Annotated in this window: 9 protein-coding genes; 6 read left to right on the top strand and 3 right to left on the bottom strand. The window is 56.8% G+C overall.

From position 1 onward, the window contains the following. From nodI to nifA, 5 genes are all read left to right on the top strand, one after another. On the top strand, window positions 1–763 hold a 763-nt coding region (nodI, locus tag SO140_RS37640; protein ID WP_498543821.1), incomplete at its 5' end, for a nodulation factor ABC transporter ATP-binding protein NodI. Continuing rightward, window positions 763–1,551 carry an ABC transporter permease gene (locus SO140_RS37645; RefSeq protein ID WP_498543839.1) on the top strand — a complete coding sequence of 263 codons (789 nt, stop codon included), beginning with the start codon at window positions 763–765 and terminating at the stop codon, window positions 1,549–1,551. The genes nodI and SO140_RS37645, both read left to right, overlap by 1 nt. A gap of 162 nt (window positions 1,552–1,713) precedes the next feature. Beyond that, a complete protein-coding gene (locus SO140_RS37650; protein ID WP_498543822.1) occupies window positions 1,714–3,762 on the top strand; it encodes a carbamoyltransferase family protein in 2,049 nt (682 codons plus the stop codon). A gap of 234 nt (window positions 3,763–3,996) precedes the next feature. After that, window positions 3,997–4,986 (top strand): nodulation protein NodZ, encoded by a 990-nt coding sequence (locus tag SO140_RS37655; RefSeq protein WP_498543823.1) that lies wholly within the window; start codon window positions 3,997–3,999, stop codon window positions 4,984–4,986. A 1,716-nt stretch (window positions 4,987–6,702) separates the two neighbouring features. Continuing rightward, complete coding sequence (nifA, locus tag SO140_RS37660; RefSeq protein ID WP_449382944.1) at window positions 6,703–8,520, top strand: nif-specific transcriptional activator NifA; 1,818 nt, start codon at window positions 6,703–6,705, stop codon at window positions 8,518–8,520. Window positions 8,521–8,789: 269 nt separating this feature from the next. On the opposite strand, the gene SO140_RS37665 is transcribed toward nifA, so the two are convergent. Further along, window positions 8,790–9,020 (bottom strand): hypothetical protein, encoded by a 231-nt coding sequence (locus SO140_RS37665; RefSeq protein WP_498543824.1) that lies wholly within the window; start codon window positions 9,018–9,020, stop codon window positions 8,790–8,792. Between the two features lie 453 nt (window positions 9,021–9,473). On the opposite strand from SO140_RS37665, the gene SO140_RS37670 reads away from it, so the two are divergent. Beyond that, on the top strand, window positions 9,474–10,382 hold the full coding sequence (locus SO140_RS37670; RefSeq protein ID WP_498543825.1) for a LysR family transcriptional regulator: 909 nt from the start codon (window positions 9,474–9,476) through the stop codon (window positions 10,380–10,382). 287 nt (window positions 10,383–10,669) lie between these two features. Here SO140_RS37670 and SO140_RS37675 read toward each other — a convergent pair whose 3' ends face one another. Both SO140_RS37675 and SO140_RS37680 read right to left on the bottom strand, forming a co-directional pair. After that, complete coding sequence (locus SO140_RS37675) at window positions 10,670–10,915, bottom strand: hypothetical protein (protein ID WP_498543826.1); 246 nt, start codon at window positions 10,913–10,915, stop codon at window positions 10,670–10,672. 817 nt (window positions 10,916–11,732) lie between these two features. Next, window positions 11,733–13,040, bottom strand: a complete 1,308-nt coding sequence (locus SO140_RS37680; RefSeq protein ID WP_449382950.1) for an MFS transporter — start codon at window positions 13,038–13,040, stop codon at window positions 11,733–11,735. Window positions 13,041–13,229: the final 189 nt, after the last annotated feature.

Raw genomic sequence — 13,229 nt, forward strand, 5'->3', positions numbered from 1 at the left:
ACTTGGCATGGCGCCTCCGGACTCTGGCCAGATTAGGGTGCTCGGCAAGCAGGTGCCGACACACGCGCGTTTGGCACGCGCGGGCGTAGGCGTGGTCCCGCAGTTCGACAACCTTGAGAACGAGTTCACGGTACGCGAGAACTTGCTGGTTTTCGGGCGCTATTTCGGCATGAGCGCACGTGAAATAGAGGCGGTCATCCCGTCACTGCTCGAATTTGCGCGCCTCGAAAGCAAGGCGGATGCGCGGGTTGCTGAGCTATCCGGCGGCATGAAGCGCCGGCTGGTTCTGGCACGAGCTCTGATCAACGACCCGCATCTGCTTATTATGGACGAACCAACGACCGGTCTTGATCCACACGCGCGCCATCTGATCTGGGAACGGCTGCGTGCGCTACTTTCGCGCGGCAAGACGATCCTGCTGACGACCCATTTTATGGAAGAGGCCGAGCGGCTGTGCGACAGGCTCTGCGTGCTTGAGGAAGGACGCAAGATCGCCGAAGGCGAGCCGCAGGCGCTGATCATCGACCAGATTGGCTGCAATGTCATGGAGATCTATGGCGGTAATCCGCACGAATCGATTGAGCTGATCAGGCCTTACGCACAGCGTATTGAACTAAGGGGCGAGACCATCTTTTGCTATGCACCGGATCTGGAGAAAGTGCGGAAGCAGTTACGGGGAGCTGCGGGTTTACGCCTTTTGGAGCGTCCGCCAAATCTCGAAGATGTGTTCTTGCGGCTGACCGGACGCGAGATAGAGATATGATGAGAATGACTTATGGCGCGGCCATGCCCTCCAACGCATTTAATTGGGTCGCCGTATGGCGTCGCAACTATTTGGCCTGGAGGAAGGTTGCGCTTGCCTCGCTACTCGGCAATCTCGCCGATCCGTTGACGAACCTACTTGGTCTTGGCTTTGGTCTCGGGCTAATCGTCGGTCGCGTCAACGGGACGTCCTATATCGACTTTCTGGTGGGGGGCATGGTTGCGACCAGCGCGATGACGTCCGCGAGCTTCGAAACGATTTACGCAACGTTCGCCCGTATGCACACTCAACGGACCTGGGAGGCAATGCTGTGCACACAGCTTACACTTGGCGATATTCTGCTCGGTGAAGTGGCATGGGCAGCCAGCAAAGCCGTGCTGGCGGGTACAGGAATTACGATCGTTGCTGCTGGCCTTGGTTATGCGGCATGGCCATCCATGCTTTATGCGCTGCCGGCAATTGCTCTTACTGGTTTCGTCTTCGCGAGCTTGGCGATGGTCGTCGTATCACTAGCGCCAAGTTACGACTATTTCGTATTTTACCAGACGCTCATCCTTACACCGATGGTGTTTCTCTGCGGGGCAGTGTTTCCGATCAACCAGTTGCCCACCGCCTTCCAGTTCGCAGCCAGCCTGCTGCCCCTGAAGCATTCGATTGAGCTCATTCGCCCGGCGATGCTTGGGCGGCCAGTCGGCGGCGTCGGGGTTCATATTGGCGCACTCTTTATCTATGCGGTTGTGCCGTTCTTGTTGTCGGTTGCACTGCTTCTGAGGCGCCTCATGCGCTGAGAGGCCGCAGTGGTAAAGTTGACGAACGCGCGCGCCATGGTGTGGAGCACGTGAAAATCGCAAAGGTCACTCGGGCTGATGACGTCGTGCTTCTGCATACAGCGACGAACGATCGTGAGGCGGGTAACAAATCGAGTATTCTCACAATAAACGGAGAGTAAGATGCTGTGTCTCGGAGTTAGCGGCGGACTAGACAAGGTGTTTGAATGCCGACCCGAGCTTCCAAGCACATTTCTTCACGATGGCGCTGCCGTTCTCGTGCGCGACGGTCGTGTGATAGCAGCCGTCGAAGAGGAGCGTCTCAATCGGGTCAAGCACTCTAACAAGTTTCCAAGCCAATCGATCCAGTACTGTCTCGACATTGCCGGTATTCAACTGAGCGATGTCGATCGCATTGCGTTCTATGCGACCGAGGCTTACTGCAACGCCATGCTCGAGCGCCTGTTTATTTCGCAGCCGTCCAACGCTATTCCGATGGATGCCAGGCTCTTGCTCCGGACGATGCTGGCGCAGGAGTTCGGCACGGACATTGATCCGTCGCGCGTCTCATTCGTAAGTCACCACCGGGCGCATGCAGTCAGTGCGTTTGCAATGTCCGGATTTGAGCAAAGTCTGGTCCTTGCAATCGATGGCGGCGGTGAGTTTCTCTCCGGTCTCGTGGCCATCGGGTCTGGAACCGAAGTTAGGCAACTCGAGAGCTTCCCGGAGAGCAACTCCTTGGGATTGTTTTATCTCGAGACGATCCGGTATCTCGGATATGGCCTGTTCGACGAATACAAGGTCATGGGTCTTGCTCCCTACGGAGATCCTGCTCCATATCGCAAGCTCTTCGAGCAGTTCTATGAACTCACCGACAACGGCGGCTACCGTGTCCACCTGGATCGCATAGGACCGACGTTGCTCCGCAATATCCAAGTGCGTCGAAAGGGCATGCCATTCACGCAGCAGCATCGAGATGTGAGTGCTTCCTTGCAGGAAGCGCTGGAGCGAATAGTGTTTCACATGCTTCGGCATTATCGAGAAGCGACCGGCATGAAGCGCCTGTGCTTGGCCGGAGGGGTGGCCCACAACTGCACCATGAACGGTAAGTTGTTGTATTCAGAGCTGTTCGAAGACATATTTGTGCAACCCGCGGCACACGACGCTGGTTGCGCATTAGGTGCTGCACTCATGATGTCTTGCGAGGTAGGCCAGCCCGCGCCGCGAGAGCGGCTCCAGGAGGTCTATTGGGGACCCGATCTCGGAGCGGACCGCGCCATGGAGCAGGAGCTGAATGCATGGGCCGGACATCTCGAGATTGAACATAGCAATGATGTTGCGGGCAGGGCCGCCGACTGGATGGCAAACGGCGCAGTTATTGGCTGGGTGCAGGGGCGGTCGGAATTCGGGCCGCGTGCCCTCGGTAACCGAAGCATTCTTGCCGACCCTCGACCTGCAACGAATAAGGATCGCATAAACGCGATGGTCAAGAAGCGCGAAGGCTATCGACCGTTCGCGCCCTCTGTGTTGGAGGAAGATGCACACGAATATTTCGACCTCCCGGCCGGGAAGCGCGAGTTTCCCTTCATGAATTTCGTGGTTGGCGTGCAGGAGTCCAAGCGAGGTTTGCTCGGCGCTATTACGCATGTTGATGGTACGGCGCGGTTGCAAACAGTGTCGCGCAAGTCGAATCCAGCCTACTGGGACCTTATCGACGAGTTCAAAAAGCGAACGGGTGTCCCAGTTCTGCTCAATACGTCGTTTAACAACAATGCCGAGCCGATTGTGGATTCGGTTGCAGACGCCGTCACAACATTCCTGACGACCGAGCTCGATGCTCTTGTCATTGGCCCGTTCCTTGTCAAAAAGCGCTCCGTTACCCTGGACGATTGGACTTCGCTCGCTGTCTCATTGCCGCCTTATGCGTCCCTCCATCGGGTCCGGGCACACACAGCACGAGATCGGCAGGAGACGGTATGCGAGATCCGCGCGGCGTTTTCGGGCGATTATGGTGTCCGGATTTCACATAATGTGTACAATCTGCTGATGCGGGTCAAAGGCCAAGCCGTCCTCCTCGACGTCTTCAACTCGATGGCATTGGATCAGGCCGGGCGCGAAGCTCTCGTCAAGGAACTGCGGAGCCTGTGGGAGCAGCGCCGTGTTCGCCTGCATCCTCCCTCACGCGCTACTCGTGTAGAGGGTGACTGCGATCAGATGGCGGAGCCAGCATAAAGGCCCGATCGATGATTATGGCTACTCAGATCTCTCGCAATATGAGTTCGAGTGGGTCCAGAAGGAGCGTGTTCACCGAAGAACGAGCGCCCTGCATCGCATGGCCAGCTCGCCGAGAAGGTTCTACGAGGCGATTTGTCGGCGCCATTTACCGGATGACAGCCTCAGGCGAGACATCTCGTACAGTTGTGCTTCTCCCTGAGCCTTCAGGTATGTCGTGGCAAGGAAAATAAAATGCCGGTTGACGGGTCTAAGAAGGAAAGGTTCGTTGTTTCTCGGCGACGTACCGGTTTTGGGGATTGCCTCTGGTCGTTGGCGGCCGCCTGGCAGTACGCGAAGCGGACAGGGCGTACACTGGTCATCGATTGGCGCGGCTCGTGTTATCTCGATGAACCCTTCACCAACGCCTTTGGGGTGTTCTTCCAACCGATTCAAGACATCGCCGGCGTGCGCGTGATTTGCGATGACCAAGTCAATCAACTCTCACTCCCGGGGCCGTTTTTTCCGACTTGGTGGAATCGGCCGTCCATCGATTGCATTTACCGGCCTGACGAACAAATTTTTCGAGAGCGGGATGAGCTGAGGCAGCTCTTCGACGCCCAAGAGGACACTCAGGCGAATACTGTGGTGTGTGATGCCTGTTTGATGTGGGGGTGTGATCAAGACGCAGAGCGAGAAATATTTCGGGCCATCAAACTGCGGCCTGAAATTCAAGCACGGATTGACGCGACCCATCAGGAGCAGTTTGAAGGTCAAAGCGTAGTAGGTGTCCATGTTCGACACGGCAATGGCGAAAATATCATGGGGCATACACCGTACTGGGCCGATCCGGAGCTTGCCTTGCGGCAGGTATGCGCTGCCATTCAAAGAGCGAAGGCGTTTCTCCACACAAATCCAGTCAAGGTGTTTTTATGTACGGATAGCCCGAAGGTGCTGGAGAAGGTGTCGGCCGCGTTTCCAGACCTCTTTACCATTTCAAAGCGCTTCCAGGCGGATCAAGCAGGACCATTACACAGTGCAGAACTGGGCGCGGAGGGAGCGTTTTCTGCTCTCACGGAGATGTACCTCCTCGCTCGATGCGATACCGTAATTCGCTTTCCGCCGACCAGTGCCTTTACGCGCTATGCGCGCCTTGTGGTGCCACGCATCATTGAGTTCGAATTGAATGATCCCGGTCGCTTGATCATAACCGATGAGTCGCGCGAACATCACGTCGTCGCGTAACCTGCATAATCCGCACGCGCGGATCGTAAAGCCGGTTTGCATGTACCGTGTTGTTTCGTCGCTAAATGTATTGGCAGAGCTCTTTCAAAATGCACCGCGCCGAGTGATGCCGACAATTTCCCGGGTAAGATGAGCCTTGACGGATTGAGGCCGCCGGCGGGCTCGTCCGGGCCTGCCGAGGCCCTTGTGCTGACAAAGCGATACCCGCAGAGCATCAGCTAGACCAAGCGTCCTTTAAGCATGGGACAACATCGTATTCGGGTCGACTAACAGGCGTGTCGGTGCCGAAACAAACGCCACCGTCGGACCAAACCTGTCAAGTAGGACCACTGAGCCGATGAACCTGACATGTGAGGCTCACGACGTCCGATTGGCTGCCGTGGTGAGGATCGCGCCGCCGCAGTAGCCAAAAGCCTACCCGAGAGGGATGGTCGATGGGAGGGCCGGCAGTCGCAGCCCGGAGCTCTCACGACGCGACGACGAGACCGGACGGTTTGTCTCCTACGCATCGAAGGCCATCGAGCCAAAATAGGCGCGCCAGCGGCTGTCGTCTTTGTCGGTTCGGCGGTCAAATGAGAAACTCCCGGCGTTGAAGCGTTTCCGACAAAGAGGACACTATTGTCCTGGTTGAACTTGAGGGAAAACGAGGTCAGTCGAGCGCGTGTCCATCAGGATGGCTACTGGAGATCAATAAGTGACAAAGCGACGTCGCGCGCAGCTGTCAGAAGCGAACGCGCTATTGCTTTAACCCACTAAGTTAAGCGCGACACTGCGTCGCAATCGTGTCGCCCCCCTTCGCGTTGCGCTGGCCCAAATCCTGCACCGACGTGCGCGTGAGTGACCGCGGCAAGGACAGCGGAATGAGCGGCGGGTTTAGTTCTCGACACGGCAGCCGACGATGCGATCCGGTGTTGCATATCGTAAATGGACGTCGAGGTCCGTTTTACGCCGCAGTAACCTACTGCAGGAGGGAAGATGGAACATGCTGGTGCTGACGGGGAGCCGCGGCATCGGCCACAGGGCTAGAAGGCGCTTTTCGGGGTGGCACACCACCTTGCGCATGGCAAGCCGTCGATGGCGATCTATATCCGTAGGAAGCGGCGCCGGACAATGATGGCGAGTCGAGTTGGCTGTCGCAGACGGCCACCGCGCCGCATGACCGAACTTGATGAGTGTTGCCACATGCGCTTGCTGCATTGCCCAATGGTATGACCGTCTCGCCCAAGGCGCCGGATGGCACGCTGCTGCATCATCGACAACGTCAGTCGGAGAAGGCCCGATTAATTTTTGTCAGCGGCGGTGCCTGGTGGCCTGGTGGCCGTTCAATCCTCTGACTCACAAATGTCGCTTCTAATCAGTGCGATGTATCTGCCAGCACGCAATTGCCCGCAGGCGGCACTGTGGCTCGCTTGATCGCAATGGGTGGAGACACCTACTGCCAATAGCCGAAACGCAATGGGAGAACGAAAAGCGCATTTTGGGCTCGAATGTCACGCTCGACCTCGTGCGATGACGTAGAACATATGTGACGGAATCTGCACACATACGAAAGATCGCTGCTGATTGTGGGTAGATCTACGCCGGTCTTTTTCCAATGGAGTTCTTGCGCGATTTTGTGAAGGAGTGTGAATCAATGAAGGTGTATCATTTATACTCGTGCCATGAAAAAGTGTTATCTCCTGGCGCAATCAGAGTGCGCGCGAGATCGAGAGTGAGATGCAAGACAATGCTTCGAAGTGCGAACTAAGTGAAAACACGGCGCGGAAGGGCGACGTCGGGGTTGTCGCGGTTCATATTGCTAGCGAATCCGAATGGCATGACCCCGGCGACGGTGCGAACCATTCGGTGGTCCTGCCATTGAACGAAATCGCGCTCAGAGGACTGTTCGAAATATCGAACATGCTCGCCAGTCCTTCGCGGCTCGAAGTCGCGCTGGCAAGTGTGATCGATTTGCTACAATCATCTCTGCAGATGCGGCATGGCGTCGTCTCTCTCCTGGCAGACGATGACGTGCCGGAGATTGCGGTCGGCGCTGGCTGGAGCGAAGGAAGCGATGAGCGCTACCGGATGCGCCTGCCGCAAAAGGCGATCGAGGAGATTGTGGCAACGGGTATCCCGTTTGTCGCTGACGACGTTGCCACGCATCCAGCGTTCAGCGTAGCTGATATGGACGTGCTCGGCGCGTCCGACCACGTACGGTTATCGTTCATCGGAGTTCCCATCAGCGTCGACGGAAAAGTAGTCGGGACCCTATCCATCGAGCGTGTGCCGGACATCGATTCGATGTTCCCGCCGGATTGCGATGTCCGGTTACTCACCATGATCGCCAACCTCATTGGACAGGCGGTGAAGCTCCATCGTTTGGTGGCGCGCGACCGCAAGCGCCTCATGGCGGAGAGCTCTCGCTGGCAGAAAGAGCTCCTCGAATTTAAGCAGCCGGCGCGAGAGCGTAAGAGAGTTCACATCGATGGTATTATAGGTACCAGTCCGGCGCTGCGCGGGCTACTTGACAAGATCGCGGTGGTAGCCAAATCGAATGCCACGGTTTTGTTGCGAGGTGAATCGGGCACTGGCAAGGAGTTAGTGGCCAAAGCTATTCACGAGCTATCCCCGCGTGCCAAGCGGCCGTTCATCAAGATGAACTGCGCAGCGCTGCCGGAGACCGTGCTGGAATCCGAATTGTTCGGTCATGAGAAGGGAGCCTTCACCGGCGCTCTTAATTCACGCAAAGGGCGCTTTGAGCTCGCCGACAAGGGCACACTGTTTCTGGACGAGATTGGCGAAATCTCAGGCTCCTTCCAGGCAAAGCTGTTGCGGGTTCTTCAGGAGCAAGAGTTCGAGCGGGTCGGCAGCGGCCACACCATGAAAGTTGATGTTCGCGTGATTGCCGCAACCAACAAGGACCTGGAAGGGGCGGTGGCAAAAAACGAGTTTCGGGCCGATCTTTATTATCGCATTAGCGTGGTTCCATTGCTGCTGCCGGCGTTGCGCGAAAGGCGCAGCGACATTCCGTTGCTTGCCACTGAGTTTCTCAAAAGCTTTAACAGCGAGAACAGTCGAACGTTAACTTTCGATCCGAGTGCCATGGACGTGCTGATGAATTGCGGGTTTCCGGGCAATGTGCGTGAACTCGAAAACTGCGTGCAGCGGACTGCAACTCTGGCACCAGGCCCGTTCATTGTCAGGAGCGATTTTGCTTGCTGTCACGGTCAGTGCCTTTCCGCGCTGCTGTGGAAGAGCGGATTGGATGAAACGAAGCGGCGGGCCGCAGCGACCGGCGAGCTATCGGCGAGACCAGCTATGCCAACCCCTGACATAACTGCGTCGGCTGCGGTCCTCACTCCACCTGTTGAGATGGCGCCGGCCGACGGGGCGCTCGTGGGTGGTGCGAAGCTGACGGATCGCGAGCGCCTCATTGCTGCAATGGAAAAATCCGGTTGGGTGCAGGCAAAGGCGGCACGCCTCCTCGGACTAACGCCGCGCCAAATCGGCTATGCGCTGAGAAAATATTGCATCGAAATTAAGCGCCTGTGAGCGGTTTGGACTTGGCCTATGCTGTCAGACCGCGAGCTTGCGGCCAATCGATGGAGGCGTGCGCGTCCAATAAGCAGTCAATGAGAATCGATGACATGATCAGGCGTCCATCATCGCTTCGCTATTGATCCGAGGGCACCGGGCGCACTGAGCATGTTTCCTTAGAGGGGAGCACGAAGGACGGGCTTCCTCCAGCTTGAAACGGATCGAATCCGGGCGCGTCGTTTGTCAGGCGAGATCCCGCTGTGAGAGTTTATCGACCTCTGCCATCAAGCGTCCTCGCCATGCCCGGAGCTCGAAGACCAGTTCTTCGAAATCTCTAGGAGGAAGGCCTGCGAGGGATCGGCATCGTCGATCGATTCGATGGATCCGTCATCGAGATAGTGAACATCGCGGTCGCGGCGCAATTCTGTGGCAATTGCGTCTAGCGTTGCCATATTGGCCACGCCCATACCGTCTTTCGGAGTCGGCAACCGAGGCTCGGCGGCGAGGACAGCCACGAATCGCTCTCGTAGCAATCACCACGGACGTGCCGTCAATGGCCACGAAGCGACCACCGCGTTCTGAGCCTTGCATCGGCGTCAGTCCGCAGTCTGTGAGAAACCGGGCGGCGCCCGCTACGTCGACGCCGAAAGATGAGACTGTCCAATCCGACGATTTTCATTGTTCGTGTCTCCAGGCCGTGTCTGTTTCACGCAATGAGACTGCCAACGGTCTCGGCGACTCACTTTGCGATGCAATGCGTTGGTGCCGTCATCGTGGCTCGAGCGCCACTCTCGCGCCCGTTAAGGTTTTTGGCACGCGTGTCCGGCCGCTGTGCGGAAAGTGTTTGATCATTTGGAAGTCAACGCATTGTCCTCGATCACCGCCAAGCGTCTTGTCCACCATTTTAGAAATCCATTGTGGAAATTTCTTACGTTGATAGAGCTAACTGGCTGTGCAGGAAGGAATGCATGCGTTTCAACAACACGCTTGACCTTAATCTTCTCGTCGCGCTCGATCACCTGCTTCACTTACGCAATGTGAGCGCGGCCGCGGCACGAATGAACATGACTCAATCCGCCATGAGCAGCGCGCTCCAGCGTCTGCGTGATTACTTTGAGGACGAACTTCTAGCCAAAGTTGGCCGCAAGATGGAGCTCACACCACGAGCCGAATCGCTCAAGGAATCAGTGAGAGATCTGCTTGTTCGGATCGAAGGAACGGTCGCGACAAGCTCGCGTTTTGACCCTTCGCAGTCGGAACGCTGCTTCACCATCCTGGCTTCCGAGTATACTCTCGCGACGATCGCACCAGCCTTACTTCGACGTTGCGAACGAATCGCACCAGACGTGAAGTTCAACCTTGTGAGCGAGGTCGCCGCGCCGGAGCGGCTGCTCGAACAGGGAGCGGTCGATCTACTCATCATTCCGAACGAGTTCTGCTCGAAGCGCCACCCGTCGGAAATAGTCCTGCAAGACGAGTTCTGCGCCGTCGCGTGGAACAAGGGACGCTACGCGATCGGCAAACTTTCCAGGAAAGAATTCTTGGCGGCGGCCCATGTTGTGATTCGAGGCGCCGAAGACGATCGGTCATTCGAAACGTCTCTTGGGACGGGGCGCGGCGTACAACGCCGGATAGACGTGACCACCTATAGCTTCAGTGCGATGCCCGGGCTGGTCGCTGGTACCAATCGCATTGCGACGACGCACCGGCGCCTCGCAAAAGAGGTAGTTGGCCGGCTACCGATCAGGATCGTCGAGCTTCCGTTCCAGCTTCCGCCCATGCAGCTATCCGTGCAGTGGCACAGGTACAGATCGAACGACACGGGCTTGATCTGGCTTCTTGAGATGATTAGGGCAACGGCAAAGGAGTTAGATTAGGCTGAGCCCCACATGTGAGTGCGCGACACGTGCAGAACGGCCACACAGGGTTTTGCTCGGGACGGGGGAATGTTTTGCTATTTGCTCGGCCGAGCGCGACATAAAGCTTCCGTGCCGTCATGGCCGGGGCTTGATGAAGAGCCTCCTCTCAGAGGACTAAATCGGCCAGCTGAAACCGTTGAAGTGTTATACCGGAAAGTTGCGCGTCGTTGATCGGGATGAGACAGTCCGAAGTGTAGGGACGGTCGCTCATGGAACCGCGCGGGGGCCCTCCCCTGAAGGCGAGACTATAATCCCGGCCGCCGTCCCAGTTCGGTACGTAGATTCCCAATAGCGTTGTTGGCCAGATGAAGTACGTTCTTCTCACCTGTTCTCAATGAGCGTTCCAGGTGGACTCGCAGCCGAGCGCGCAGCAGCGCCTCCGCATTATGGGTCAGGAATGGATCTTTCTCTACGAAACGCCATGACTTCTCAAAGGCCACGCGTACCAGAGTTTCAAACGTTTGCTCCTGCTTAGGGGAAGCATGATCCATGGATAGAGACTCCAACAAAAATATCCTTTTCAGCAACGACTCGCCGCTGGTCAGAAATGGTAGGTCGAAAAGCTGGCGCTTAAGCGGGGCGGAGCCTGCCCAGTCGTCATTCAGCTTGTAGAACGCGTGTCGATTGCTGTCGGGTCTATACAGGCGTATGTTGAAGCGATGATGACCGCCGCTGTGCAAAACTCCTTCAGACTTCCCTGGTTCGGTATCCTAGTAGATTTGAGGACAATTGTTGGTTCGATTATCCCGACGCGGACGGCCGCTGGCATCGCCCATCGATAGGCGAATACGTTAGACCTGTGCATCTAGGAGGTCCACGAGCCAAGCAAAGGGTGAAGCAGGTTTGATATGCGCCCTAAGGCAACCAAGCTCGACGTTCAGGACTACCGGCGGATCAGCAGGCCGCCTATCTGGAAGCAGCGCTTGAGAACGAAGAGCCTTCGTTCATTGCTGCAGCTATCTGAGATTAGCCAAGGCTCGGGGAGTTTCGAATTCGCCCGCAAGACAGACTAAGCCGCGAAGCGATCTACGAAACGTTTCGCGTGGCCCGCAATCCAACACTCGATGAACTGAGCAAGTCGACGGACGTTCTAAGCTACAAGCAAACTCTTGTGCCGAGAGAGCGGATCGCTGGCTCAGCTGGTCACCCGAGCGGCCAGCGCGCGCTAGCATAGGTGGATCGCCGATAAGCGAACGCCATCGGTTCACGGGGAGCTGGCCGGCGACGATAGCGGAGCCGCGCCCAGCGCAAGCCCCCGAGCTGCGACTTTGTTCGACCACTTCGAGATCTAGCTCACGATTGGCGCGCTCAGGCTGCGACAGCTTTGCCACTCTCGACGGCTTGAGGGGTGCCTGGGTAGGCGGTGAGTGTTGCGATGATGCCGAGCACGGCTGCTAACATTAGCCAGAAGCCGGGCGAAGCTCGATCACTTGTCTGGTCTATCAGCCAAGTCGAGGCGAACGGCGTAAAGGTACCAAACAGCGCGGCCGCCAGTGAAAAGGCCAACGAGAAACATGTGGTGCGCACGTGCGCCGGCACGATCTCCACTAAGCACCCGAGCATGGCGCCGCTATAGATGCCGAAGTAGAATGAGAACATCATTTCCACCGCAAGCATCTTGCCGAAGTTCGGCTCGTTCACCAGCCAATGTAGGGCTGGATAGGTGGTTAGTAATGCCAGGATGGCTATGGTCAGGAGAACAGGTTTGCGGCCGATCCGGTCGGATACAGCGCCGCCAACCGGATTCCAAATGAAGTTGGTCACAGCGACGAGGGTGGTAACCAACAGCACTTCCTGTGAAGAGAGTTTTAGCACGTTCTTGCCGAATGTTGGTGTGTAAACGGTAACGAAGTAAAACGTTGTGGTCGTGAGGATCGCAATCATCATGCCAAGGACGACGATACGCGCGTTTGCGACGGCCGAGGCAAAGACCTCGCGAGCAGTGGGGTGTCTCTTCATGGCCAAAAAGTCCGGCGTTTCTTCGAGCGTTCGGCGCAGGAAGAAGATCAGCGGAATGATGAAGCAGCCGACAAAGAAGGGAATGCGCCAACCCCAGACAAGAACGGTATCAGGTGGCATCATCTCGCTAAGGATGTAGCCGAGGATCGCTGCGACGAAAATCGCGACCTGCTGGCTTGAGGACTGGAGTGAGGTGTAAAAGCCGCGATTATTCGGAGTCGATATCTCCGATAGGTAGACCGAAACGCCACCGACTTCTACGCCAGCGGAAAAACCCTGTAGGAGGCGTCCAAGCAGCACGATTACGGGAGCGGCAATACCGATGGTCGCATAGGTCGGACAGAATGCGATGACCACCGTGCCGATCGCCATGATGGAGAGCGTGACGATGAGACCCTGGCGACGGCCGATCCGATCAATATAAGCGCCCAGCACGATAGCGCCGATCGGGCGCATTAAAGCGCCCAGCCAGAACACACCAAAGGTGTTAAGCAGCGAAGCGGTTTCATCATCCGATGGGAAGAATGCCTTTGCAATGGCGCTGGCATAGAAACCGAACAGGAAGAAGTCGAACTGCTCGAGAAAGTTTCCGCTTGTGGCGCGCAGAATCGCACCAACCCGTGATTTCGGTCCGTGTGGGACAGTTGAGTACGACATCGGCGTTTCCCCGTTGAAATGGCCATTGTGGAATAACGCATTCCAGTCCGGCTGTGATTCGCTATCGGAAGGTGTTGCCGACAAATTCTGAAGCGCCTTGGATCATCGGCATATTTTCGGCGACAGTTCACAGAAGTAAAAGTGTCGGCATCCTCTTAATAAAAGAAGGGGGGCGCTGCATGACGGCGT

Source organism: Bradyrhizobium sp. UFLA05-108 (assembly GCF_059803455.1).

What these genes read in the sequence shown, in the direction of transcription:
- nifA (WP_449382944.1), top strand. Translation starts at nt 6,703, where the DNA reads ATGCAAGACAATGCTTCGAAGTGCGAACTAAGTGAAAACACGGCGCGG.
- SO140_RS37670 (WP_498543825.1), top strand. Translation starts at nt 9,474, where the DNA reads ATGCGTTTCAACAACACGCTTGACCTTAATCTTCTCGTCGCGCTCGAT.
- SO140_RS37675 (WP_498543826.1), bottom strand. Translation starts at nt 10,915, where the DNA reads ATGGATCATGCTTCCCCTAAGCAGGAGCAAACGTTTGAAACTCTGGTA.
- SO140_RS37680 (WP_449382950.1), bottom strand. Translation starts at nt 13,040, where the DNA reads ATGTCGTACTCAACTGTCCCACACGGACCGAAATCACGGGTTGGTGCG.
- SO140_RS37645 (WP_498543839.1), top strand. Translation starts at nt 763, where the DNA reads ATGAGAATGACTTATGGCGCGGCCATGCCCTCCAACGCATTTAATTGG.
- SO140_RS37655 (WP_498543823.1), top strand. Translation starts at nt 3,997, where the DNA reads ATGCCGGTTGACGGGTCTAAGAAGGAAAGGTTCGTTGTTTCTCGGCGA.
- SO140_RS37650 (WP_498543822.1), top strand. Translation starts at nt 1,714, where the DNA reads ATGCTGTGTCTCGGAGTTAGCGGCGGACTAGACAAGGTGTTTGAATGC.